Genomic DNA, 22,891 nt, shown 5'->3' with positions numbered 1-22,891 from the left:
TCCCTCCTCGTACATGTCACCTGACACACACTGTGCTTGTGGCGCCGCCTTCGGCGTCGCGGCTCGGCCCCCGGGTAGCCGCCGCCTCGCCCTAGCCGGATTTTTCCGGGCCGCATCGAGCGGTGGTGGGGCGCGTTGGGTGGCGGCCCGAAAAAATCCGGCAACCGGGCGAAGCGGCGGCGGGGCCTCGCGACTCTCTGGGTCAGCGACTCTCTGGGTCAGCGGGTCAGCGGGTGAGAGGGCGCCAGCGTTCCACGTAGACGGTGCGCGGGGGCTCGAAGTCCACCACGAGCACCTGCACGCCGGGCTCGATCGTCTCGTCCGGCTCGATCGGGTGCGCGTAGAACGCCTCCGACCCGCCGCGGACGGCGATCATCACCTCCCCGACGAGCCCCGGCCCGATGCGGCCGGTGACGCGTCCCCTCGTCCCGATCATCACGCGAGTCTAGCTACGGGAACACCTGCACGGTGATCTTCGTGCCCGGCTTGACCCGGGTGCCCGGCGGCGTGTCCTGGCTGAACACCCGGCCCCGCTTGCTGCCGAAGATGCCCTGCACGTCGATGGTCAGGCCGAGGCCCTTGAGCGTGTTGGTGGCGTCCTCGGCGCTCGCACCGGTCAGGTCGGGCACCGTCACCGCGTTGGACACGATCACGGTGACCTGCTTGTTGCCGTCGCCGGCGATGCTGGAGCCGGCGTCCGGGCTGGTGCTGATCACCTTGCCCTTGTCCACCTGGTCGCTGAACTGGGCCGGGCCGTCGACCGGCTGGAAACCGGCCTGTTGCAGGGTCTGGAACGCCTGGTCGCGGGTCAGGCCGACGACCGGGGGCACCTTCTTGGGGGCCGGGCCCTTGCTCATCACGACCACCACGGCCGAGTTCACCGGCACCACGGTGCCCGGGGCCGGCAGCGCGGTCAGCACCTTGCCGGCCGGCACCGTGTCGCTGAAGTTGTCCTTGCTGGCGTCCTGCAACGCCTGCAACCCCAGGTCCGTGATCAGCTTCTGGGCGGCGGCGAAGTCCGAGCCCGGCTGCACGGCCGGCACCTTGGGCTTGCCGATGGACACGCTCAGCACCACCGACGAGCCCCGCTGCACCTGCTGCTGCTCGCCCGGCGCCACGTCCACGACCAGACCCGGCTGCACGTCGTTGCTGCCCACCTGGCGGACGGTGAACTGGAGGTTGGCGTCCCGGATCTTCTGCTCGGCCGTCTGCTCCTGCAAGCCCTTCACGGTCGGCACCAGCGACCACTGGCCGGTGCCCAGCCACCACGCCGCGGTGGCCACGACCGCCGCGAGCACGACGATCACCGACATCCAGATGATGAACGCCCGGCGGCTCTTGGTCCGCTGCTGCTGGTACGGGTTGACCGGCACCTGGGCGCGGATCGGCGCGTGCCGGGCCGTGACCGCGTTGGCGTCCAGGTCGGCCCGGGACATCGCCCGCGTGCCCATCGGCCCGATCGAAGGCTGGGCCAGCGGCGGGGCCGGCGGGGCCATCAGCGTCGGCGCCGGCGTGGCCGCCGTGATCGGGCTGAACTTCTCGGTCGGCGGGCCGTCGTCACGGACCCGGATCGTCGAGTCCGGCTGCGGGCTGGCCGCCACCATCGGCACCGGCGCCAGCTGGATGCCCAGGCCCAGGGCGGTGCGCTGGGCCTCGGCCAGGAACGCGTCGGCGTCCAGCGGGCGCAGCGCCGGGTCCCGGCGGGTCGCCCGCAGCACCAGGTCGTCCAGGGCCGGCGGGATGCTGCCGGTGGCGGCCTCGCTCGGCGGCGGCACGTCGTCGTTCACGTGCCGATAGGCCACCGAGATCGGCGTGTCGCCGCTGTACGGGGGCTGCCCGGTCAGCATCTCGTACAGCAGGATGCCGGCCGAGTACACGTCGCTGCGCGGGTCGGAGGCCCCGGTGGCCACCTGCTCGGGCGACAGGTACGCCACCGTGCCGAGGATCATGTCGTCGCTGGTGGTATTGGCGCTGGCCATGGCCCGGACCAGGCCGAAGTCGGCGACCTTGACCGCGCCGCCGCGGCCGATCAGCACGTTCTCCGGCTTCACGTCCCGGTGCACCAGGCCGGCCCGGTGCGCCGCGCCCAGCGCCGAGAGCACCTGTTCCAGCACGCTCAGGGCCAGCGCCGGGGTCAGCGCGCCGCGCTCGCGCAGCAGGTCACGCAGGGTGCCGCCGTCCACCAGCTCCATCACCAGGAAGACGTGGTCGCCTTCCGGCGACCGGTCCACGCCCTGGTCGTACACGCCGACAACGCCAGGGTGGTGCAGCTGGGCCGCGGTGCGGGCCTCTCTGACGAACCGGTCGATGAACGACTGGTCGTCGGAGAACCTCGGATCCATCACCTTGATGGCCACCGGCCGTTCCAGTCGGGTGTCGACACCCCGGTAGACCGTGGACATCCCGCCGCGCGCCAGCAGGGTGTTGACCCGGTACCGCTGCTCCAGCAGCCCCCCGATCAGGTTCGCGCTCTGGGTTCCCACGGGTCACGATGGTAGGCGAGAGGCCAGTCGGTTCCCGTAAGGAGGCGAAATCGGACTCGGCATCGGGGCCCGGGCTGTGGCATCGTGACCGCCGTGAGCGCCATACCTGTCGCGGCCGACGTGCTCGACCCTGAGCTGGAAGTCCTGCCCCTGCCCGATGTCGCCGAGCGGCTCGGCGTGCCCATCACCCGGGTGCACCAGATGCTGCGCGACGGTCAGCTGCTGGCCTGCCGCCGGAACGGGATCCTGATCGTGCCCGCCCTGTTCGTCCACGAGGACGCCATCGTGAAGGGCCTGTCCGGCACCATCACGGTGCTCAAGGACTCCGGCTACAGCGAGGACGAGATCCTGACCTGGCTGTTCACCGCCGACGACACGCTGCCCGGCACCCCGGTGGAGGCCCTGCGGGGCGACCGCGGCCGCGAGGTCAAGCGCCGCGCCCAAGCCTCCGCCTTCTAACCCCCCACCCGCACCACCCGGCAAGCCTTCCGGCGCCTTTGGCGCTTGGAAGGGGGCTTTCCTGCACTCGGAGTGGAGGAAAGCCCCCTTCCAAGCGTTGAGGGGTGGGAGGGGGAGGGGGTGCACGGGTGGGTGAGGGGGGTCGCCTGATGGGGTGGGTGGGGTTGAACGGGATGGGGCGGCGGCGGTGGGGTGGCCGGCAGCACCCCCTCCGAGAGGATCCCCATGTCACGGATGGCCCGTACCGCCGGCATCGCCGCCGCCCTGCTGACCGCGACGGCGGCCCCGCTGCTGACCGCGGCCCCGGCGCAGGCGGCGGCCCAGGACTGCATCAAGTACCTGGCCGACCACTACGAGAAGCCGTCCCAGCAGGCGGTGACCGGCTGCGCCTTCGGCGCGGTGCTGGCCAAGGCGACGTGCGTGAGCTACATGACCACGAACGGCGTCACGGCGGCCGACGCCAAGCAGGCCTGCAAGTTGGCGGGAGAGCCCAGCCAGAACTAGCGGGCGGCCAGTGCCCGGACCAGCCCCGGCAGCGCGACGGCGAGCCGGCGGCTGGTCGGCACGACGGCCCGGCGAGCGAAGACGTCGTAGTCGATCGCGGCGAGCTCGTCGAGGATGCCCTGGTACAGGGTGAAGGCCACGGACACGCACGGCCGCGCGGACGGGGCCAGCAGCGGGATGCCCAGCGCGGCGTGCCGGTAGACGGACCGCGTGCGGGCGGCCAGGTGGGCCAGGGCGGCCCGAACCCGGCGATCCCGACCTCCGGACAGCCGGCACCACTCCAGTAGCGCCCGGTCCACGCCGAAGGCGGCCAGCTCGTCGGCCGGCAGGTAGACGCGGCCCCGGTCGAGGTCCTCGCCGACGTCCCGGAGGAAGTTGGTCAGCTGGAACGCCTCGCCCAGCGCGGCGGCGTACGGCTCGGCGTCGGCGGACACGGCCCCGAGCACCGGCAGCATCTGTAGGCCGATGACCTCGGCCGAGCCCCGCATGTAGGTCCGCAGCTCGGCGTACGAGGCGTACTCGCGCACGTCCAGGTCCATCCGCATGGACGCCAGGAACTCGTCGAACAGCGTGGGCTCGATGCCGTGCCGGGCCACGGTGTCGGCGAGCGCCGCCAGCACCGGATGCTCGGCCGGCTCGCCGGCCAGGGCGGCCTTGAGCTGCCGTTCCAGCTCCGACAGCTCCAACGCCGGCGATGTGCCGGGGTTGTCCACGACCTCGTCGGCCAGCCGGGCGAAGCCGTACAGGGCGTGCACGGCCGGCCGGCGGTCGGCGGGCAGCAGCAGGGTCGCCAGGAAGAACGTCTTGCCGTGCTGGGCGTTGAGCCGCCGGCACTCGGCGTACGCGGCCTCAAGGCTCACGAGTGGTGCCCCAGCGCCCTCTCCGGGACGTCCTTGATGGTCCGCAGCGACAGGTTGAGCGGATCGGGCTTGAGCAGCGACAGGGCGGCCAGCACCGACACCCCGAAGATGACGAACATGTAGCCCCAGTCGTACAGGGCCGTCGCGCCGGACGGATAGGTGATCAGCAGCAGCCACACCGAGCCGCACGCCGCCATGGTCAGGCCGGCGGTGCTCCACGCGAAGCCGACGGCCAGCACCAGCGCCCAGCTGAAGTACCAGGGCAGCGTGGTCGGGGCCAGCAGGGCGAACGCGGCCATGCAGATCGCGGCCCGGCGGATGGCGTCGTTGCCGCCGTCGCGGGCCAGCCACCACTGCTTGGCCAGGATGTAGACCAGCAGCAGCGAGCCCAGGGTCCGGGTCACGGTGACGAACGGCTGGAGGTCGCCGAAGCCGACGAACCAGTTCAGCACGGTGTAGGCGGCCTGCCCGAGCCCGGACGGCAGGGACAGCCAGTTGATCACGATCGAGGACCCGCTCAGCGCCGAGATCCAGCCCAGGTCCACGCCGGCCAGCAGGGTGCACAGCACGAACACGCCGCCGAAGATCCCGACGGCCGGGCCGGCGGCCTTGACGAACCGGTAGCTCCTGGTGCCGTACGGGATGTGGCCCATCCAGATCCACACCAGGAACGGCAGCGCCAGCACGGCGGTGGCCTTCACCGAGAACGCCAGCGCCAGCAGGGCGATGCCGGCCACGTGCTTGCGGTCGAGCACGAACACCACGCCGACGGCCATCAGGCCGATCATCAGCATGTCGTTGTGGGCCCCGCCGATCAGGTGCACCACCAGCAGCGGGTTGGCCCCGACCAGCCACAGCGCCACCGAGGAGTCCCCGCCGAGCTTGGCGCACAGCCGGGGCAGCGCCCACCACAGCAGGGCGAAGCCGACCGCCAGCACCAGCCGCATCAGGATGACGCCGCTGATCAGGCTGACCAGGCCGTCGCCGGTGATGGCGACGATGCCCTTGGCCAGCAGCACGAACAGCGGCCCGTAGGGCGAGGGCGTGTTCTGCCAGACGATGCTGACGTTGTCCGACAGCGCGCTGGGCAGGGCCGACGGGCCCACGCCGTAGGGGTCGAGGCCGTGCAGGGCCAGGTCGCCCTGGGCGAGGTAGCTGTAGACGTCCTTGCTGAACAGCGGCGGCGCGATCAGCAGCGGCGCGATCCACATGACGATGACCCGGATCATGTACGCGTGGTTCACGCGGCCGGCTCTGGCGTGCCGCCCGAGCCGGATCCAGGCCCAGATGGACAGGGCCAGGCCGACGTAGAGGATCCAGGTGGCCAGCAGTTGGCCGTGGCCGTAGCGGATCCAGTTGAACGCGCCGTTGGCCAGCACCGGGTCGTGGATCAGCGTCGCGCCCGCGCCCATGCCGCCGGCCGCGATCAGCACCATGCCGGCCAGGCCGAGCAGCGCGGTGCGGATCGGGAACGGCCACTCGCGCGCCGGATCGGCCGGCGTGGCGGCGGCCGTCGCCGTGACCACCGGCGTCGGGCGGGTAGGGCCGAGCGGCACCGGTGCAGGGTCGGCGCTGGAGCGGGGAATGGAAGGCGTCGCGGGCATCGCGCCGTCCATCGTCCCACAACCGGCGACCGGGTGAGCGCGCAGCGGCCCCCTCGTCACAGGCTGTTCACGTCACAGTCCTGGTTGAATATCAGGTAACCTGATATTATCGGCATCGCAGGCCACCTGACACCGGGCCGGAGGACAGCCGTGAAATCGTTGATGCAGGACGTGCCGCTCACGCTGGACGTGGTGCTGCGCCGCTGCCTGGAGACCGGGGCGAACGTCGAGGTCGTGTCGGTGACGCCGGCCGGTGTGACCCGTACGACATGGGGGCGGATCGGCCGCCGGGCCACCGCCCTGGCCGGGGTGCTGGCCGAACTCGGCGTGCACCCGGGTGGCCGAGTCGCCACCTTCGCCTGGAACACACACCGTCACCTGGAGTTGTTCCTGGGCGTGCCCTGTGCCGGGCGCGTCGTGCACGGCGTCAACGTGCGGCTGACCGAGGAGGAGATCCGCTACCAGTTGCGCAACGCCGGCGACGAGGTGCTGTTCGTCGACGCCTCCCTCACCGACCGGCTGGCCGACTTCGCCGAGAAGTTGCCGGTCCGGGAAGTCGTGGTGCTGGACGACGGCGGGCCGGTGCACGAGGCGTTCGCCGGGGCGCGGCGGTACGAGGACCTGCTCGCCGCCGTGCCGGAAACAGAGCCGGTGTCGCGCGCGGCGCCCGATGACGCCGCCTGGATCTGTTACACGAGCGGCACTACGGGACTGCCCAAGGGTGTGGTGTCCTCACATCTCGCGTGCGTGCTGCACTCGTTGTCCTCCATGACGGTCGACTCGCACGCCGTGTCCCGTGAGGACACCCTGCTCGCCGTCACGCCGCTGTTCCACGTCAACTCGTGGGGCCTGACCTACACGACCGCCCTGGCCAACGCCAAGCTCGTGCTGCCCGGCCGGGACGCCAGCGGCGCCGCGCTGGCGGCGCTGGTCGAGGCCGAGCGAGTGACCGTCGCCGCGGCCGTGCCGACGGTGTGGATCGACCTGCTCGGCCCGGCCTCCGAGCCGTACGACATGAGCTCGTTGCGGCGCGCGCTCTGCGGCGGCGCGCCCGCGACCCGGGCCCTGCTGGACGAGGTCGCCCGGCGCGGCATGGTGTTCCACAAGGGCTGGGGCATGACCGAGATGCTGCCCAGCGGCACCATGCAGGTGCAGTCGCCGGACCTGGACCTGGACAGCCCGGCCGGCGCGCTGACCAGGGTCGGCAAGCCGTCCGCGGGCGTGCGGGTGCGGCTGGTCGGCCCGGACGGCGAGGTGCTGCCGTGGGACGGCAGGACCACCGGCGAGCTGGAGACCAGCGGGCCGTGGGTGATCAAGGCCTACCTGGAGCCGGACGACGACTCCAACGACAGCCGCTTCCACGACGGCTGGCTGCGCACCGGCGACCTGGCCGTGATCCACCCGGACTCGACCGTGGAGATCGTCGACCGGGTCAAGGACGTGATCAAGTCCGGCGGGGAGTGGATCAGCTCGCTGGCCCTGGAACAGGCCCTGGCCGCCCATCCCGGGGTGGCCCGGTGCGCGGTGGTGGCGGTGCCGCACGAGCGGTGGGGCGAGCGGCCGGCGGCGGCCGTCGTCGCGGCCGACGGCTCGTCGCCGTGTGCCGAGGAGCTGGCCGCGTTCCTGGCCGACCGGGTGCCGCGGTGGTGGCTGCCGGAGCTGATCGTGGTGGTGGACGAGCTGCCGCTGACCACGGTCGGCAAGTACGACAAGAAGGCCTTGCGGGCCCGGCTCAGCTCTCCGAACCGGAGTTGAGCATGCGCACGCAGCTCCGCAGCAGCAGCGGCAGCCGGTCGCGGTCGCCGACGGAGAGCTCGGCCAGCATGCGGGCCTCGATCTCGGTGATCAGCGGCTCGCACCTGGCCAGCACGTCCAGGCCGGCCGGGGTGAGCTCGGTGCGCATGATCCGGCCGTGGGCCGGGTCGGCCTCGCGGCGGATCAGCCCGGCCTTGGTCAGCGCGGCGATGACCTCGCTCATCGACTGCGGCGTGGTCATGGCCCGCCGGGCCAGCTGCGCGTTGGACAGCCCGGCCTGCCGCTGCAACACCGACAGTGCCGTGTACTGCGGCACGGTCAGGCCGTGCGGGCGCACTGCCTCCTCGATCAGCAGCCGCAGTGCCCTGTCCAGCCGGCCGACCAGATAGCTCAGCCGCGGTTCCGGCGCTTGCTGGGAAGAAGCGGACACGAAGTGAAAGGTACCTGGAGGTTGTCATGGGTGACTGGAAGACCGTGCGCGTCGAGGTGGTCGACGGGATCGGCTGGGTGGAGCTGAACCGCCCGGACAAGCGCAACGCGATGAACCCGACGCTCAACGCCGAGATGATCGACGTGCTGCACACGCTGGAGGCCGACCGCTCGTGCGGGGTCGTGGTCATCAGCGGCGCGGGGGAGGCGTGGTCGGCCGGCATGGACCTCAAGGAGTACTTCCGCGAGGTCGACGAGTCCGGCGACGAGGCGTTGCAGATCCGGGTGCGGCGCGACTCGTTCGAGTGGCACTGGCGGCTGCTGCGCAACTACGCCAAGCCCACCATCGCCATGGTCAACGGCTGGTGCTTCGGCGGCGCGTTCGTGCCGCTGATCGGCTGCGACCTGGCCATCGCCGCCGACGAGGCCCAGTTCGGGCTGTCCGAGATCAACTGGGGTATCCCGCCCGGCGGCCTGGTCTCCAAGGCCCTGGCCGAGACCGTGGGCTCGCGGGAGGCGCTGTTCTACATCATGACCGGCCGCCTGTTCGACGGTCAGCAGGCCGCGCGCATGGGCCTGGTCAACCAGAGCGTGCCGCTGGCCTCGCTGCGTGCCGAGGTCGAGCAGCTCGCGCGCGAGCTGCTCGACAAGAACCCCGTCGTGCTGCGCGCCGCCAAGATCGGCTTCCGCAACTGCCGCACCATGGACACCGACGGAGCCCTGGACTACCTGTACGCCAAGCTGGAGCAGTCCCAGTTCCTGGACAAGACCCAGGGCCGGCAGGAGGGCCTGCACCAGTTCCTGGACGAGAAGACCATCCGCCCGGGCTTGCAGGCCTACAGTCGCTCGTGAGCCGGCGCACCCGCTTGGAAGGGGGCTTTCCTCCACTCCGAGTGGAGGAAAGCCCCCTTCCAAGCGTCACTGCATGTCAGGACGCCTCGAACTGGCCGTGGCGGCCGGCGCCGGAGGCGAAGCGGGCGGCGCCGGCGAGAGCGTCGGCGGCCAGGGATTGCCTGCCGTAGCGGAACTCCGTCGCCATGGCGTCCACTTCGGACAGTTCGTGCTGCGCCCGGGCCGACAGCCGGTCGTTGCGCAGGCAGGTCTGCGGGAACGCGGCGATCTGCTCGGCCAGGGCCACGGCGGCGGCCAGCGCCTGGCCGGCCGGCACGACCCGGTTGGCCAGGCCCATGGCCAGGGCCTCGGCCGCGTCGACCGGCCGGCCGGTCAGGATGAGGTCCATGGCCCGGCTCTCGCCGATCAGCCGGGGCAGCCGCACGGTGCCGCCGTCGATCAGCGGCACGCCCCAGCGCCGGCAGAAGACCCCGAACACGGCCGTCTCGTCGGCGACCCGCAGGTCGCACCACAGGGCCAGCTCCAGCCCGCCGGCGACGGCGTGGCCGCTGACGGCGGCGATGACGGGTTTGCCCAGGCGCATCCGGGTCGGACCCATGGGCCCGTCGCCGTCGTCGGACAGCAGGTTGCCGCGGTCGGTGCCGACGGCCTTGAGGTCGGCGCCGGCGCAGAACGTGCCGCCGGTCCCGGTCAGCACGGCGACGGCGGCGTCGGGGTCGGCGTCGAAGGCGCGGAAGGCGTCGGCCAGCGCGGCGGCGGTGGCGCCGTCCACCGCATTACGCGCGGCCGGCCGGTCGATCGACACAATCGTGACCGGCCCCCGGGTTTCCACCAGAACTTCTTCAGCCATGCCGGCCAGGTTCCCATGAAATTGCATGGCGACAGGAAATGATCTCGGGATGCGTGCTCGAAGGTGGTTGCTGACTCTTGCCGGAGTTGTCGTTCTCGTGATAGCGGCGTTCGTCGCCAAGGAAGTCGCCGGGCCGGCGACGCCCACCGCCAGCGGCTCTTCCCCGGCCCAGGTCCAGCTGGCCGAGCTGCCGATCGGCAGCTGGCACTCGATGGCCGGCTATTCGCGCGACCGGTTCAAGCACTGGGTCACGCAGGGTGACGGCTGTGACACCCGGGAGGTGGTCATCGAGCGCGACGGCCAGGACGTGCGCAAGGACGCCTCCTGCCGGGCGACCAGCGGCAAGTGGGTCAGCCCGTACGACAACAAGGCCATCAGCAAGGCCGGCGACCTGGACATCGACCACATGGTGCCGCTGGCCGACGCCTGGCGGACCGGGGCCGACAAGTGGACCGACGAGCGCCGCTCCCAGTTCGCCAACGACCTGACCGCGCCCCAGCTGCTGGCCGTGTCGGCCTCGAGCAACCGCGGCAAGGGAGATCAGGACCCGGCCTCGTGGAAGCCCGCCAACCAGGCCTTCTGGTGCACGTACGCGACCAACTGGGTGATCGTCAAGCACACCTACCAGCTGTTCGTCACCCAGGCCGAGCACGACGCGCTCGTGTCGATGCTGGCAACGTGCCCGAGTTGACACCTTTGTGCAGTCTGACCTGCGATCACGCCTGCGTACGCTACGGTCATGTCACACCCCGACGGAGTTACCCCGAACCGGGAATGACGACACACCCGCCCGCGCTGGGCGACGTCGGCCGGCGCATGGTCGATCATGGTGCTGACGGGCGTGTCCGCGGACGAAGAAGGTGCACGAGGGATGAAACGGATACTCATCATCGCCGGCGTGGCGCTGGTGCTCTTCGCGCTGATCGCCCAGCCGGCGGCTTCCGCCAACTGGGTGAGGGAGATAGTCGGCGGCCTCGGTTACGGAGCGCAGGCGATCATCACGTTCGTGCGCAACCTCATCCCCTCATGACACCGGACTGGCCGATTGCGCAAAGTAGTCGGCACAGGCACAGTTCCACCGACCGGGTGCATTAACCCCGATCACGCCCTGGTAACGGGAATCGGGTCTAGCGGTGCTCCGGCGGAACGCAATACGGTTCGCAGGCGTTGGGTGATCATCAGCCATGAGGAGGCACGGATGGTCGAAGACTCCGGGGTCGACGAGCTCGTCAGGCAGTGGACTGCCGAGCGGTCGCAGGACGCCGAGATGCAAGAGGTGAATCGGATCAAGTCCCAGTGGCTGGCCGAGACGCCGACCGTTCCGCGCCAGCGGCCCGGGATTCCCGCCCAGCGGGGCGGCCGAGGCAGCGCTCGGGGCTTGTTCGAGGTGGACGCCGTCGACCCGGCCTACCTGGCGGCCATGCGCAAGCGGCTGCCCGGGGTGCCGGACGAGCTGCTCACCGAGGTCGCCACCTGCTGGCAGCTGGCCGGCGCGGTGGAGGAGGCCGAAGCCTGGTGGGACGCCGGCATCAGCCCGCTCGACCAGCGTGCGCTTGACTACCGCGCGGCCGGTCTCGCGCCGTCCGACCTGGCGCGCCGTCTCGGCCCGCTCACCGTGCTGGAGCACCTGCGTCGGGGCAGTGCGGCAGCGTGGTGCGTGGCCCGGCTCAACCGGCAGCAGCGTCCCTGAATCGGGCGAACCGGCGGTGACTCGCCGCCGGTAGCCAGTGGTTTTGAGGCTACTTGTGAGTAGCCTGTGGTGATGGCGATCCAGCAGTCCGAGCCGGCGGCCCCGCCGTCCGCTCGCCCACCGAGGGTGGTGTTCCGGCTGCTGGTTGTCCTTGTGGTGCTCGCGGTGGCGGGCGCGGCGCTGTGGCTGGTCCAACGGGCCAGCACGCCCACTCCCCATCCCGTGGCCCAGGACTTCCCCGCGTTGCACGTCACGCCCGCGCCGGTGCAGGTCGGTGCGGCGGCCCCGGCCGCCGACGCCGCCCAACCCTCGGCGCAGGCCGCCGCGGCGGGAAGGTCGGAAACGGCCGAGGACTGGCTGGCCCGGGTCTCCGCGGCCACCGGCATCCCGGCCCGTGCGCTGCGCGCGTACGCCAATGCCGACCTGACTCTGGCCAAGGTGCAGCCGTCCTGCCACCTGCCGTGGACCATGCTGGCCGGCATCGGCCGCATCGAGTCCGACCACGGCCGTTTCGGCGGGGCCACCCTGCTGCCCAACGGCGACGAATCCAAGCCGATCATCGGCGTGCCGCTGGACGGCTCGGGCGTGGCCAACATCTCCGACACCGACGGCGGCGCCCTCGACGGCGACCCGGTGCACGACCGCGCGGTCGGCCCCATGCAGTTCATCCCGTCCACCTGGCGGAAGTGGGCCTCCGACGGCAACGGCGACGGGGTGGCCAATCCGCAGAACATCGACGACGCCACCGTCGCCGCCGGGCGCTACCTGTGCGCCGGCGGCCGGGACCTGGCCACCGCGGCCGGCTGGTGGGCGGCGGTGCTGTCGTACAACAACTCGGTGGAATACGGACAGAAGGTCTTCAGCGTGGCCGACGCCGCGGCCAAGGCCAGTGCGGGCCACTGACCCGGCGGTGTTACCGTCGACGGCGTGGGTCTTCGCGGACTGCTAGCCCCCCGCTGGCTACTGGTGCACCTGGTCGCGCTCGCGGCCATGCTGACCTGCTTCCGGCTCGGCGTGTGGCAGTGGGACCGGTCGCAGGAGTCGTCCGGCACCCTCCAGAATCTCGGCTACGCCTTGCAGTGGCCGCTGTTCGGCCTGTTCATCCCGTTCATGTACTGGCGGATGTGGCAGCTGGAGAAGGACCGCCGGCCGGCCGAGGACGCTCCCGTCCAGGAGGTTCCGGCCGTCGTCGAGGAGGCGCCCGCGGCCCCGGCCCGGCCCCGCCGGTCGCCGACCGAGTGGCGCGCCGCGGCCAGCGAGCCGGTGGACGACGCGATGGCGCAGTACAACAGCTACCTCGCGGCGCTGAGCGCGAGAGACGGAGAGTAAGTCGATGAAGGGCTCCCTCGCCCGGTACCGGTTCATGGCCTACGTGACCGGTATCGGCCTGCTCGTGCTGACGGTCGGCGTCGTGCTGAAGTACGCCTTCAACTCGCCCGGGCTGGTCGCCGTCGTCGGCGTGGTGCACGGCTTCCTGTTCATGATCTACGTGGTGTGCGCCTTCGACCTGTCGCTGAAGTCCAAGTGGCAGCCGCTGTACACGCTCGGCGTGCTGCTGTCGGGCACCATCCCGTTCCTGTCCTTCTACACCGAGCGCAAGGTCACCCAGCGGGTCACCGCGCAGCTGGAGTCGCCGGCCGCCGCGTGACGCGGTGGTAACGCGGCGGACCTAGACTCCGCCGATGACCAGCACCGTTCACCCTGTCGACCAGCGGCTTCCCGCCGGTCAGCTGCTCACGTTCGGCCTTCAGCACGTCCTGGCCATGTACGCGGGCGCGGTCGCCGTGCCGCTCATCGTCGGCGGCGCGATGCATCTGTCCACTGCGGACATCGGTTACCTGGTCAACGCCGACCTGCTGGTGTCCGGGGTGGCGACCCTGTTGCAGTGCCTGGGAGTCTGGGTGTTCGGGGCCCGGCTGCCGATCATGCAGGGCTGCACGTTCGCCGCGGTGACGCCGATGGTGATGATCGGCACCACCGGCGGCGGGCTGCCGGCCGGCTACGGGGCGATCATCGTGTCCGGGTTGATGGTGGTGCTGATCGCGCCGTACTTCGCCAAGCTGACCCGGTTTTTCCCGCCGGTGGTGACCGGCACGATCATCCTGGTGATCGGCGTGTCCCTGCTGCCGGTGGCGGTCGGCTGGGCCGCCGGCGGCACCGGCTCGCCCGGCTTCGGCCAGCCGCTCAACCTGGCGGTGGCCTTCGGCGTGCTGGTGCTTGTCGTGCTGGTGCACCGGTTCGTGCCCGGGCTGATCGGCCGGATCGCCGTGCTGGTCGGCATCGTGGTCGGCACCCTGGTGGCGATTCCCTTGGGGCTGGCCGATTTCTCGCATGTGGGCGGGTCGCCGGCGATCGAGATCAGCACGCCGTTCCACTTCGGACTGCCGACCTTCGAGCCCGGCGCGATCGTGGCGTTCGTGATCGTGATGCTGGTGACCATGACCGAGACCAGCGGCAGCGTGCTGGCCATCGGGGAGATCGTGGACCGGCCGGTGGACACCGTGACGCTGACCAGGGCGCTGCGCGCGGACGGGTTCTCCAGTCTGCTCGGCGGCGTGTTCAACACCTTCCCGTACACCGCTTTCGGGCAGAACGTCGGGCTGGTCGCGCTGACCCGGGTGCGCAGCCGGTACGTGGTGGCCACCGCCGGCGGGATCCTGGTGCTGCTGGGGCTGTTCCCGGTGCTGGGGGAGATCGTCGCCTCGGTGCCCATGCCGGTGCTGGGCGGGGCCGGCATCGTCATGTTCGGCTCGGTGGCGGCCGGCGGCGTGCGGATGCTCAAGAACGTGTCGTTCGAGGGCAACTCCAACCTCATGGTGGTGGCCGTCGCCCTGGGCATCGGTCTGGTCCCGGTGGCCGCGCCCACGGTGTACGCCCAGTTCCCTGGCTGGTTCCAGACCATCATGAACTCCGGCATCAGCGCCGGCAGCATCGCCGCCGTGCTGCTGAACCTGCTCTTCAACGGTGTGACCGTGAACACTCAACCTTCCGAGCAGAAATAGTTGAGAGTTCATCTGAGTTGACCGGGACATGACCTCGACACTCGACGTCCTCGAACTGGAGCGCTCCGCGCAGGAGCTGCTGTTCCAGGAGGCGCGCACCGCCAACACCTTCTCCGACGAGCCCGTCTCCGACGAGCAGCTGCGGGCCATCTACGACCTGGTCAAGTGGGCCCCGACCAGCATGAACATCCAGCCCCTGCGGATCACGTTCGTGCGCTCCGACGAGGCCAGGGCGCGGCTGCTGCCGCACATGGCCGAGGGCAACCGGGCCAAGACCGGCGCCGCCCCGGTCGTGGCCATCCTGTCCGCCGACAGCGACTTCCACGAGCACCTGCCCAAGACCTTCCCGCACGTGCCCAACGCCAAGGACCGCTTCCCCGAGCTCTCCCAGCGTGAGCAGATGGCCCGGTTCAACGGCCTGCTCCAGGTCGGCTACTTCATCCTCGGCGTCCGCGCCGCCGGCTTCGCCGCCGGCCCCATGACCGGCTTCGACGCCGCCGGTGTGCGCCAGGAGTTCTTCGCCGACGGCACCCAGGAGCCCCTGGTCGTCGTCAACATCGGCAAGCCCGGCCCCGACGCCTGGTTCCCCCGCCTGCCCCGCCTCGACTTCGACGAGGCCGTCGAGGTCATCTGACCCCGCGAACGCGCCAGGGCCCTTCCCCTCCAGGGAAGGGCCCTTTTTCACTCGCTAGAGCCGGATCGGGACCGGGACGATCCAGCGCTCGATGGTGGTCCTGGCCAGCTCCTTGGCCACGAGGGTGTCCTGGATGCGGGCGTCGGGCTCGGCGGCGCGGGCCATGACGGCGGCCTTGGCGGCGATCTCGCTGCGAAGGGCCTCCTCGGCTTCGGCCCGGGTGAGGTAGACGGCGACCGGGACGGTGATCTCCCGCCCGCCGTCGTCGGTGCGCACGACAACGACGTGCACGTGCCGGAAACCGGCCGGCGGGTCCGGAGTTTCGCTGGTCACGGCGTCGATGAGGTCGCCGAGGGGGATGACCGGGCCGGTGGGCTCCCAGCCGGGCCGCCGGCCGCCGTGGATCCAGAGCGGCTCGAACGGCAGCGGCAGCATCCGTGCGGCCATCGAACTCGTGCTGAAGTCGGTCTCCTCCTCAGCCTGCCAGAAGAAGACCCGGGCGCACACGTGGTCGCGGATGTCGCCGGACTCCAGGACGAACGCGTCGGCCGGGAAATCCTCGTCGGCGTGGGGAAAACGCACCACCAGGCCGTCGTACGAGGAGCGGATGCACTGCCGGTCCACGACCTTGAACAGCAGGTCCAGCCGGGTCGGGCCGCCGTCGACGGCGCTGAGCATCAGCTGGTTGTGGCTCACGGTCTGGAGCCAGATCTTGACCCGCTGGTCCGTCTGGAACAGCACCTGGCCCGGGGTCCGGTTGTCGTGGTCGAAGGCGTGCTCACGCATGCCGCCCATGCTGGCAGGGGGAGTGGCACGTGCGACACGGGTTTTGTCGGGCGGGGCGGGATGTGGTTGACTGACGGTGGTCGTTGTTTTTGTGTTCGTGTTTTCACGCGCTCGCGAAACAGTGTCGCGGGCGTAGGAATTCCTCCAGGAAAGCTCTCCCGCCGCAAGCGGCTCGGTCCGTGGCAGCCGCGGCGGACCGGAGAAACCTGTCGAGGAGACAACATGGCGCAGGGCACCGTGAAGTGGTTCAACTCGGAGAAGGGCTTCGGCTTCATCTCCCCCGACGGCGGCGGCGCCGACCTGTTCGTGCACTACTCGGAGATCCAGGGCAACGGCTTCAAGTCGCTCGAGGAGAACCAGCGCGTGCAGTTCGAGGTCGGCCAGGGCCAGAAGGGCCCGCAGGCCCAGGCGGTCAGCGCGGTCTGAGCAGGACCCCGTGAACTCCGCGCCCGGTGGCAGCTGCCGCCGGGCGCGGAGTCGTGTCTAGGCGAACTCGGCCGGCACGGCGTAGGCGGCGAGCCGGTCGGCCAGCTGCTGCCGGTTCTGCCGGTGGTGGGCCCGGGCCTGAGGCTGGCTTGGCACGTCGGTCAGCGTGTCGGTGACGAAGCGCGAGACCACCCACGGCGGCGGGGCGGGATCGTCCCCGCCCAGCCGGGAGACCACGATCGACGCCTCGGACGGATCGGTCTCGACGAGCACGGCCCAGCCGTCGCGTTCGCTCCACACCAGCATGAGGTCCCGGCCGTAGCGCGGGCCCTTCCTGGTCAGCCCGATGTACGCGGTCGCGGTGTCGCTGACCTCGCACGACGTGCCGGCGGTCGATTCGCCGACCGCCCCGGCCACGGCCCGCAGATAGCCGGTGAGCCCGAGGGTGAGCGCCCTCGTGACGTCCTCCCGCCCCTCGTCGTCGACCAGGCCCAGCATCTCCAGCAGGGTCCCGCGGTCCGCCTCGTCGAGGCAGTGCCCGGCCACGGTGCGGGCGGCCATGGCCTGCTGTGTCCGTAACGTCTGCTGGGCGTCCGCGTGGACCTTGGACATTCGGGCGCCATCACCTGTGGGCACGCGATCCGACGGCATGTCGGCGCTCCCGTCTCCGGCCGGATCGAGCGGCCAGTCGGATGTCGCCGGGACCGACGCCCGCTCGAACGCGGACGTGCGAGGTACCCCCGACTCGGTCACCGTACCCCAGACCCGGCATCACCGACCCTGGCCGGCGACCGGAAACGGCCAGGGATTGGGCTGGCAGACCTTGCCGTCGTGGGGAATCACGACGCCCTGCGGATTCTGGGTGGTGAGCTCGGCGAGGTCGTCGTCGGCGGTGCTGAGGGTCTGCTGCATCATCACCGGGGCCAGGCCGCCGTTGTCGGCGCAGGGCTGGTGGTTGCCGCCGAAGAAGTGGCCGACCTCGTGGTTCACGGCGTACTGCTGGTACAGCAGGATGTTGCCCTGGAAGGCCACCGCGCCGCGTTCCCAGCGGGCGTCGTTGAGGTAGACGGACTCGCCCAGACGGCAGGACGTGTCGTACGGGATGTCGAAGCCGCACACCTGGGGGCTGCGGGCGGTCTGCTGCGAGGCGAGCCGGATCCGCAGGTCGGGTTGGCCGGACTCGACGCGCTTGAGGGCGATCTGCCCGCCGCCGATCCAGCTCTTGGGGTTGGACAGGGTGGCCTGCACGGTGCGCGCGAACTCGGCGTCCCCGCCGACCGGCTCGAAACCGTCCTCGACCTCGATGGTGTACGTCGTCAGCTTGCCCTTGCCGACCTGGTCGGAGGCGCCGGGCACGACGTGGAAGGTGCCCTTGCCGGCGGCCGGCAGCGGGCCGCCGTCGGGCAGCTCGGCCGAGGCCAGCTGCTGGGCGAACTTCGCGCCGGGCGGGGCCTCGCCGATGGAGACCGGCGCGGAGGTGCCGGCGGCGGGGGTGGGCGTCGGCTCCGGTTCGGACGGCGGCTCCTTCACGATCCGGAACGCCGTGATCGCGGTCAGGGCGATGACCAGCGGAAACACGTACACCAGCCAGCCCGCCCCTGGCCGCTTCCGGCCCGGACGCGGCGGCTGGGCCGGCGCGGCCAGGGGCTGCGCCGCCCGCCGCGTGTGCTGCCGGGCCGCCCGCAGTCGTCCACTCGCCCTCAGTCGTGCCACGGTGATAACTACGCGCCGGTAGCCCGACGGGTTTCCTCAAATGTTGACCAATTCCAGATCCCGGCCGGTGGTGCGCGGCCCGAGCAGGCCCACGTCCACCGCCACGACCACCATGGCCGCGGCGACCACGGCGAACAGCACCGCCGAGTTGGTCGCGTGCAGCAGCGGCACCAGCACGAACGGCATGGCCGCGCTGGACAGCCTGGACAGCGAGTAGGTGGAGCCGGCGGCGGTGGAGCGCAGCCCGGTCGGGAAGATCTCGGCCTGGTAGACGTGGAAGGCGTTGCTGAAGACGTTGCTGACGGCCGTGTAGAGGAAGCCGAAGGTCAGGATCAGCGCCTCGGACGAGGCGAAGCCGAAGGCCAGCCCGCAGGCGGCCATGGCAAGGCCGGAGGCGACGACCAGGTACTTGCGCTCGACCCGTTCGATGATCGGCAGCGACAGCGCCGCCCCGACCGGGTAGCCGATGAAGGTGATGCCGCTGAACAGCAGCGACTGCACGATCGGGTAGCCCTTGGCCGCCAGCACGGTCGGCACCAGCGTGCCGAAGCCGTAGTAGCCGAACGTCTGGAGCAGGTGGAACACCGCCATCATGATCGTGCGACGGCGGTAGGGCGGCCGCAGCAGCGCCCCGACCGAGGCCGTGGTGTTCGGCGTCTCGTCGGCCACCGGCTCCGGCAGGTCCCTGCCGGCCTCGGCCTCGAACCGGGCCACGATCTTCTCGGCCTCCTCGCGCCGGCCCACCGACTCCAGCCAGCGCGGCGACTCCGGCAGCCCGGTCCGCAGCAGGAACACGATCACCGCCCCGGCCGCGCCGATCACGAACAGCCAGCGCCACGCGTCCGGCCCCGTCGGCACCAGCCAGGCGGCCAGGAACCCCACCGCCGGCACGCCGAAGAACGACAGCGTGTACGCGATTCCCGTGTACAGGCCCCGTTTCTTCGGCGGCAGCAGGTCGCCGAGGTACGTGTCCGACACCGCCGGCTCCGCGCCGATGCCCACCCCGGCGCAGAACCGGCTCAGCATCAGCGTCCACGGCCCCACACTGGCCGCCCCGGCCAGCGAGAACAGCGAGTACACGCCCAGGCTGAGCAGGAACGCCCGCCGCCGCCCGATCTTGTCGGCCAGCCGTCCCAGCAGGATCGCGCCCACGAACATGCCGACGAACGTCGAGGCCAGCACCGCCGGCAGGATCGCCTTGTCCAGATGGAACTCCGCGACCAGCACGTTGGCCAAGGTGCCGGCCAGGAAGATCTCGTAGATGTCGAAGAACAGACCCAGGCCCACGGCGACCGTGGCCAGCCGGTGCGATCGGGTGATCGGCAACCGGTTCATGCGCGCTGCGACGGACACCTGTGCAACCTAGCGGGAACGATCTCGCAAGGCCGACCGGGACGGTCGGGCGGCGGTCAGATCTTGCCGGCGAAGTAGACCGGCTTGGTGCTGTAGATCAGCCCGACCTGCACGGTGAGGTCGCCCGGGGCCGTCGGCACGCTGTAGGCCAGCTTCCACTTGAGCGTCTGGCCGGGCGCGATGGACCCCTGCGGCATACCGACGCCGTTGGCCGGGTCGCTGAGCTGCTCGGCCTTCGCCTGGCCGGCGGTGACCTGGAAGGTGATGGCCGGGGCCGGCATGGGCGGCGAGCCGGCGGGGTTGGCGACCTCGATGTCCAGCACGACCGCGCGGGGGATAGAGCCGGGCGCGAAGGCGCTGCTCGGCGTATAAGCCGCCGGGGCGCCGACGGTGATGGACAGGGTGCCGGGCCCGCCCCAGGTGTGCCCGAACGCGAACGGATGCGCGGCGCTGCCGTCGGGGGCGGCCTGGGCGGTCGTCGTCGGCGATGTGGTCGTCGGACTCGGGGTTGTGGTCGTGGTGGTGGTCGTCGGCGCGGCGGTGGGCGTCGAGCAGGCGGTGAGCAGGCCGAGCCCGGTGACGGCGGCGGCCAGCAGCAGAGTGGATCTCACAGCGGTTTCTCCCCCTTGGCAGTTGAGCGCCGCCGATCCTACGGTCGGACAGCCGCGCACAAATGCCTTTTATCCACCTTCGCGTCGCTACGCCTCGTTCGGGCCTTCCAGGGCGACGCGGTAGCCGCTGGGCGACTGGAGGATCAGGCGCCGGTAGCTCCAGCCCGGCGCCGGGTTGTTGTGTTCGACGGTGAAGGCGAGCGCGGCGGCCCGGCACTGCTCGGCGGCCGCGTCGATGTCGGCGACGCCGAGCTGCCAGGTCAGGACGCTGGGGGGATCGTTCTGCTCGGCCGCGGCCTGGATCCCGAAATCGATGGTCGCGGTGCCGAAGGCGATGAAGTCGGGGTATTCGGGCCCTTCGTAGGTCACCGGGAGGCCGAGTTTCTCGTAGAAGGCTCGTTCCGCCGGCAGGTCGCGCACGTTGAGCACGGGGGCCAGCTTGGTGAAGTTGTCGGCGGGCATGCCCCCAGGTTATTGCGCGAGCAGGGCCCGCAGCGCGTTCGCGGTGCCAGTGGACTCGAGCTCCTCGGCCAGCTCCTTGACCAGGGCGTCGCGGTCGCCGGCCAGGCGGGCCTCGTTCACGAAGACGCCGGGACCGGGCACGGTGGCGCCGAGTTCGACGAGCACGGGGCGCAGGTGCAGGTCGACGGCCAGGGCGTGCTTGTCGGAGGCGGCGACCTGGAGGGGCACGGCGACGACGCCCTTGAGCCAGCCGCCGGGGGCCTGGTCGAGCACGGCCTTGAGCAGACCGGTGTAGGTGGCCTTGTAGGTGGGGGAGGCGACGACGAGCACCTTGGCGGCGGCCAGCGCTGCCAAGGCGTCCTTGACGGCGGTGGCGTCGGGGGCGAACACCTGCTGGGCCAGTTCGGCCGCGTCGACCACGGGGCCGGCGGTGGCGTCGCCGAGCACGAGGTGCACGGCGTCGCGCAGCGCCACGGCGGCGCCGAGGGTGCGGGAAGCGGGACGGGGGTTGCCGACGAGCACGCCGCTGGTGATGGACATGCCCCGAGCATCCTCACCGGGCCGGTCCGCCCGCAACCGTTCCCATCATCTGGCCGGGGTGGCGGCGACCGGTGGGATCTCGACCGTCACCGTGATGTGGTGTCATCTGCGGGTGAGCCGTGCCGTGGAGGACACGAACCGCCGGATGCTGCGGGCCCGCGACGCCATGGACCGGCACTACGCGGAGCCGCTGGACGTGCCGGCGCTGGCCCGTATCGCGCACGTGTCGCCGGCTCATTTCAGCCGCACCTTCCGGGCCACGTTCGGGGAGACGCCGCACCGCTATCTCCAGCGCCGGCGGGTGGAGCGGGCGATGTTCCTGCTGCGGTGCGGCGATCGCAGCGTCACCGACATCTGCCTGGAGGTGGGCTTCACCAGCCTGGGCACGTTCAGCCGCACCTTCCGGGACATCGTCGGCGAATCGCCGACGGAATACCGGGCTCGAGGGCCGCTCGCGGCGGTGCCGACCTGTTTCGCCATGTCGTGGATGCGACCGCGAGGGTGAACCCAGCAGTTTTGGATAAGCGGCGGCCGACCCGCCGGCACTAGCGTCTGCGGCATGTTCACCGGAATCAAGATTTCCCAGATCTTCGTGCTCGACCAGGACGAGGCGCTCGACTTCTACGTCGGCAAGCTCGGCCTGGAGGTCAACACCGACGCCGACCTCGGCTTCATGCGGTGGCTGACGGTCAACGTGCCGGGCGAGCCCGACCGCGAGATCCTGCTGGAGAAGCCGGGCCCGCCGCGGATGGACGAGGCGACCGCGGCCCAGGTGCGGGAGCTGCTGACCAAGGGCGCGATGGCCGGCACCCTGTTCTTCACCACCGACGACTGCCAGAAGACCTATGAGACGCTGCTGGCCAAGGGAGTGGAGTTCACCGACCAGCCGACCAAGCGGGACTACGGCATCGACTGCGGCCTGCGCGACCCGTTCGGCAACGCCATCCGCTTCAGCCAGCCGCTCTGACACCCCGTAAAGGCCGGGCATCGGCGGCGCGGGCTGTGCCACGATGCCCGGTATGCCTGGGCGTGCCTTGAGTTTCGGAGCGGTGGCGGAGAACTACGAGCGATTCCGGCCGGGCTATCCGGACGAGGTGGCCGACACCGTGCTGGCCTACGCCGGCCGTCCTATCGGGACGGCGCTGGAGATCGGCGCCGGCACCGGCAAGGCCACCCGGCTGTTCGCGGAACGCGGGATCGCCGTCACCGCAACGGATCCCGACGAGGACATGCTGGTCGAGCTGCGCAAGCACCTGCCGTCCAACGTCCGGACGGCCCGGGGCGCGCTCGAGGACCTGCCGCCCGGCGGCGACTACGCAATGGTGTACGCGGCATCGTCTCTGCACTGGACCGAGCCGGTCGACCGATGGCCGCGAGTGGCCTCGATGCTGGTGCCGGGCGGGGTGTTCGCCTCGTTCGGCGGCCGGACCCTGCTGACCGATCCGGCGCTGCTGGACGCCGTGAACGCGGCCCGCAAGCCGTTCCTGGACAGCGACGAGATTCCCTCGCCGGACGGCACGCCGCCGGAGCAGGACATGCAGTGGCCGGGCACCGAACTCCAGCAGTCCGAACTGTTCACCGACGTCCGGCAGGAGGTGGTCGCCCGCCGCTCGACGATGACCGCCGAGGACTACATCGGCCTGCTCTCCACCATCTCGGCCTACCTCGAACTGCCGCCCTCGACGCGGCAGCGCGTGTACGGCCGGATCCTCGCCGTCCTGCCCGCGACGGTCAAGGTCAACGCCGACCTCATGATCCACCTCGCCCGCCGGATCTGACGTCATGAAGGGCCCCTTACTGACGTTCAACGTCAGTAAGGGGCCCTTCATGACACCAAAAACGCCAGGAACGGCCCTTTCACTGCACCAGGCGCCAGTA

General features: G+C 70.9%; 29 protein-coding genes. 16 read left to right on the top strand and 13 right to left on the bottom strand.

Annotation, left to right across the window (positions count from 1 at the left end; genetic code table 11):
- Positions 1-226 precede the first annotated feature (226 nt).
- Entirely contained in the window at positions 227-436 is a 210-nt protein-coding gene (locus ACIG5F_RS13960) for a hypothetical protein (RefSeq protein WP_396518030.1), read from the bottom strand.
- Positions 437-449: 13 nt separating this feature from the next.
- On the bottom strand, positions 450-2,483 hold the full coding sequence (gene pknB, locus ACIG5F_RS13955) for a Stk1 family PASTA domain-containing Ser/Thr kinase (RefSeq protein ID WP_396518029.1): 2,034 nt from the start codon (positions 2,481-2,483) through the stop codon (positions 450-452).
- Between the two features lie 93 nt (positions 2,484-2,576).
- On the opposite strand from pknB, the gene ACIG5F_RS13950 reads away from it, so the two are divergent.
- Positions 2,577-2,942, top strand: a complete 366-nt coding sequence (locus tag ACIG5F_RS13950; protein ID WP_396518028.1) for an Rv2175c family DNA-binding protein — start codon at positions 2,577-2,579, stop codon at positions 2,940-2,942.
- A 234-nt stretch (positions 2,943-3,176) separates the two neighbouring features.
- Positions 3,177-3,446: a hypothetical protein gene (locus tag ACIG5F_RS13945; protein WP_396518027.1), complete on the top strand. Its 270-nt coding sequence runs from the start codon at positions 3,177-3,179 to the stop codon at positions 3,444-3,446.
- Here the strand turns inward: ACIG5F_RS13945 and ACIG5F_RS13940 are convergent.
- Entirely contained in the window at positions 3,443-4,306 is an 864-nt protein-coding gene (locus ACIG5F_RS13940) for a phytoene/squalene synthase family protein (RefSeq protein ID WP_396518026.1), read from the bottom strand. The two genes, ACIG5F_RS13945 and ACIG5F_RS13940, sit on opposite strands and share 4 nt — an antisense overlap.
- Positions 4,303-5,910, bottom strand: coding sequence for a polyprenol phosphomannose-dependent alpha 1,6 mannosyltransferase MptB (gene mptB, locus ACIG5F_RS13935; protein ID WP_396518025.1), 1,608 nt, complete (start codon positions 5,908-5,910; stop codon positions 4,303-4,305). The genes ACIG5F_RS13940 and mptB overlap by 4 nt, the downstream gene beginning before the upstream one ends.
- Before the next feature lie 150 nt (positions 5,911-6,060).
- On the opposite strand from mptB, the gene ACIG5F_RS13930 reads away from it, so the two are divergent.
- A complete protein-coding gene (locus ACIG5F_RS13930; RefSeq protein ID WP_396518024.1) occupies positions 6,061-7,665 on the top strand; it encodes a long-chain-fatty-acid--CoA ligase in 1,605 nt (534 codons plus the stop codon).
- Here ACIG5F_RS13930 and ACIG5F_RS13925 read toward each other — a convergent pair.
- Positions 7,643-8,095 (bottom strand): MarR family winged helix-turn-helix transcriptional regulator, encoded by a 453-nt coding sequence (locus tag ACIG5F_RS13925; protein WP_396518023.1) that lies wholly within the window; start codon positions 8,093-8,095, stop codon positions 7,643-7,645. The genes ACIG5F_RS13930 and ACIG5F_RS13925 overlap by 23 nt on opposite strands.
- Positions 8,096-8,121: 26 nt before the next feature.
- Here ACIG5F_RS13925 and ACIG5F_RS13920 point away from each other — a divergent pair, with 26 nt between their 5' ends.
- Complete coding sequence (locus ACIG5F_RS13920; protein ID WP_396518022.1) at positions 8,122-8,946, top strand: p-hydroxycinnamoyl CoA hydratase/lyase; 825 nt, start codon at positions 8,122-8,124, stop codon at positions 8,944-8,946.
- 76 nt (positions 8,947-9,022) lie between these two features.
- On the opposite strand, the gene ACIG5F_RS13915 is transcribed toward ACIG5F_RS13920, so the two are convergent.
- Entirely contained in the window at positions 9,023-9,796 is a 774-nt protein-coding gene (locus ACIG5F_RS13915; RefSeq protein ID WP_396518021.1) for a crotonase/enoyl-CoA hydratase family protein, read from the bottom strand.
- A 49-nt stretch (positions 9,797-9,845) separates the two neighbouring features.
- On the opposite strand from ACIG5F_RS13915, the gene ACIG5F_RS13910 reads away from it, so the two are divergent.
- From ACIG5F_RS13910 to ACIG5F_RS13875, 8 genes are all read left to right on the top strand, one after another.
- A complete protein-coding gene (locus tag ACIG5F_RS13910) occupies positions 9,846-10,487 on the top strand; it encodes an HNH endonuclease family protein (protein ID WP_396518020.1) in 642 nt (213 codons plus the stop codon).
- A 180-nt stretch (positions 10,488-10,667) separates the two neighbouring features.
- Positions 10,668-10,826 carry a hypothetical protein gene (locus tag ACIG5F_RS13905; protein ID WP_396518019.1) on the top strand — a complete coding sequence of 53 codons (159 nt, stop codon included), beginning with the start codon at positions 10,668-10,670 and terminating at the stop codon, positions 10,824-10,826.
- Between the two features lie 168 nt (positions 10,827-10,994).
- The gene (locus ACIG5F_RS13900; RefSeq protein WP_396518018.1) at positions 10,995-11,486 is read left to right on the top strand and encodes a helix-turn-helix transcriptional regulator; all 492 of its coding nucleotides are present in this window, start codon (positions 10,995-10,997) and stop codon (positions 11,484-11,486) included.
- 72 nt (positions 11,487-11,558) lie between these two features.
- Positions 11,559-12,389 (top strand): lytic transglycosylase domain-containing protein, encoded by an 831-nt coding sequence (locus ACIG5F_RS13895; RefSeq protein ID WP_396518017.1) that lies wholly within the window; start codon positions 11,559-11,561, stop codon positions 12,387-12,389.
- A gap of 24 nt (positions 12,390-12,413) precedes the next feature.
- Complete coding sequence (locus ACIG5F_RS13890) at positions 12,414-12,815, top strand: hypothetical protein (RefSeq protein ID WP_396518016.1); 402 nt, start codon at positions 12,414-12,416, stop codon at positions 12,813-12,815.
- Between the two features lie 4 nt (positions 12,816-12,819).
- On the top strand, positions 12,820-13,134 hold the full coding sequence (locus tag ACIG5F_RS13885; protein ID WP_396518015.1) for a DUF3817 domain-containing protein: 315 nt from the start codon (positions 12,820-12,822) through the stop codon (positions 13,132-13,134).
- 34 nt (positions 13,135-13,168) lie between these two features.
- The gene (locus ACIG5F_RS13880; protein ID WP_396518014.1) at positions 13,169-14,488 is read left to right on the top strand and encodes a nucleobase:cation symporter-2 family protein; all 1,320 of its coding nucleotides are present in this window, start codon (positions 13,169-13,171) and stop codon (positions 14,486-14,488) included.
- Between the two features lie 28 nt (positions 14,489-14,516).
- Positions 14,517-15,122 (top strand): malonic semialdehyde reductase, encoded by a 606-nt coding sequence (locus ACIG5F_RS13875; protein WP_396518013.1) that lies wholly within the window; start codon positions 14,517-14,519, stop codon positions 15,120-15,122.
- Positions 15,123-15,176: 54 nt separating this feature from the next.
- Here the strand turns inward: ACIG5F_RS13875 and ACIG5F_RS13870 are convergent, their stop codons facing one another.
- Complete coding sequence (locus tag ACIG5F_RS13870; protein WP_396518012.1) at positions 15,177-15,908, bottom strand: hypothetical protein; 732 nt, start codon at positions 15,906-15,908, stop codon at positions 15,177-15,179.
- Between the two features lie 222 nt (positions 15,909-16,130).
- Here ACIG5F_RS13870 and ACIG5F_RS13865 point away from each other — a divergent pair, with 222 nt between their 5' ends.
- Entirely contained in the window at positions 16,131-16,334 is a 204-nt protein-coding gene (locus ACIG5F_RS13865; RefSeq protein WP_211762478.1) for a cold-shock protein, read from the top strand.
- A gap of 57 nt (positions 16,335-16,391) precedes the next feature.
- Here ACIG5F_RS13865 and ACIG5F_RS13860 read toward each other — a convergent pair whose 3' ends face one another.
- The 6 genes from ACIG5F_RS13860 to ACIG5F_RS13835 all read right to left on the bottom strand — a co-directional run bounded on the left by ACIG5F_RS13860 (position 16,392) and on the right by ACIG5F_RS13835 (position 21,013).
- On the bottom strand, positions 16,392-16,946 hold the full coding sequence (locus ACIG5F_RS13860) for a DUF6292 family protein (protein WP_396518011.1): 555 nt from the start codon (positions 16,944-16,946) through the stop codon (positions 16,392-16,394).
- A gap of 159 nt (positions 16,947-17,105) precedes the next feature.
- A complete protein-coding gene (locus ACIG5F_RS13855; RefSeq protein ID WP_396518010.1) occupies positions 17,106-18,047 on the bottom strand; it encodes a DUF3152 domain-containing protein in 942 nt (313 codons plus the stop codon).
- 36 nt (positions 18,048-18,083) lie between these two features.
- A complete protein-coding gene (locus tag ACIG5F_RS13850; protein WP_396518009.1) occupies positions 18,084-19,400 on the bottom strand; it encodes an MFS transporter in 1,317 nt (438 codons plus the stop codon).
- Positions 19,401-19,456: 56 nt separating this feature from the next.
- Positions 19,457-20,011 carry a hypothetical protein gene (locus ACIG5F_RS13845; protein ID WP_396518008.1) on the bottom strand — a complete coding sequence of 185 codons (555 nt, stop codon included), beginning with the start codon at positions 20,009-20,011 and terminating at the stop codon, positions 19,457-19,459.
- An 87-nt stretch (positions 20,012-20,098) separates the two neighbouring features.
- A complete protein-coding gene (locus tag ACIG5F_RS13840) occupies positions 20,099-20,473 on the bottom strand; it encodes a VOC family protein (protein WP_396518007.1) in 375 nt (124 codons plus the stop codon).
- A gap of 9 nt (positions 20,474-20,482) precedes the next feature.
- The gene (locus ACIG5F_RS13835) at positions 20,483-21,013 is read right to left on the bottom strand and encodes an NADPH-dependent FMN reductase (RefSeq protein ID WP_396518006.1); all 531 of its coding nucleotides are present in this window, start codon (positions 21,011-21,013) and stop codon (positions 20,483-20,485) included.
- Between the two features lie 145 nt (positions 21,014-21,158).
- On the opposite strand from ACIG5F_RS13835, the gene ACIG5F_RS13830 reads away from it, so the two are divergent.
- Genes ACIG5F_RS13830 through ACIG5F_RS13820 form a run of 3 tightly spaced genes read left to right on the top strand, consistent with a single transcriptional unit; the run spans position 21,159 to position 22,791 of the window.
- Complete coding sequence (locus ACIG5F_RS13830; protein WP_396518106.1) at positions 21,159-21,518, top strand: helix-turn-helix domain-containing protein; 360 nt, start codon at positions 21,159-21,161, stop codon at positions 21,516-21,518.
- Between the two features lie 54 nt (positions 21,519-21,572).
- On the top strand, positions 21,573-21,980 hold the full coding sequence (locus ACIG5F_RS13825; protein WP_396518005.1) for a VOC family protein: 408 nt from the start codon (positions 21,573-21,575) through the stop codon (positions 21,978-21,980).
- 52 nt (positions 21,981-22,032) lie between these two features.
- Positions 22,033-22,791, top strand: coding sequence for a class I SAM-dependent methyltransferase (locus ACIG5F_RS13820; protein ID WP_396518004.1), 759 nt, complete (start codon positions 22,033-22,035; stop codon positions 22,789-22,791).
- Positions 22,792-22,891: the final 100 nt, after the last annotated feature.

Source organism: Kutzneria sp. NPDC052558 (genome assembly GCF_044547355.1).
Classification (GTDB): Bacteria; Actinomycetota; Actinomycetes; order Mycobacteriales; family Pseudonocardiaceae; genus Kutzneria.
This window is presented reverse-complemented; position numbering and strand designations above follow the sequence as displayed.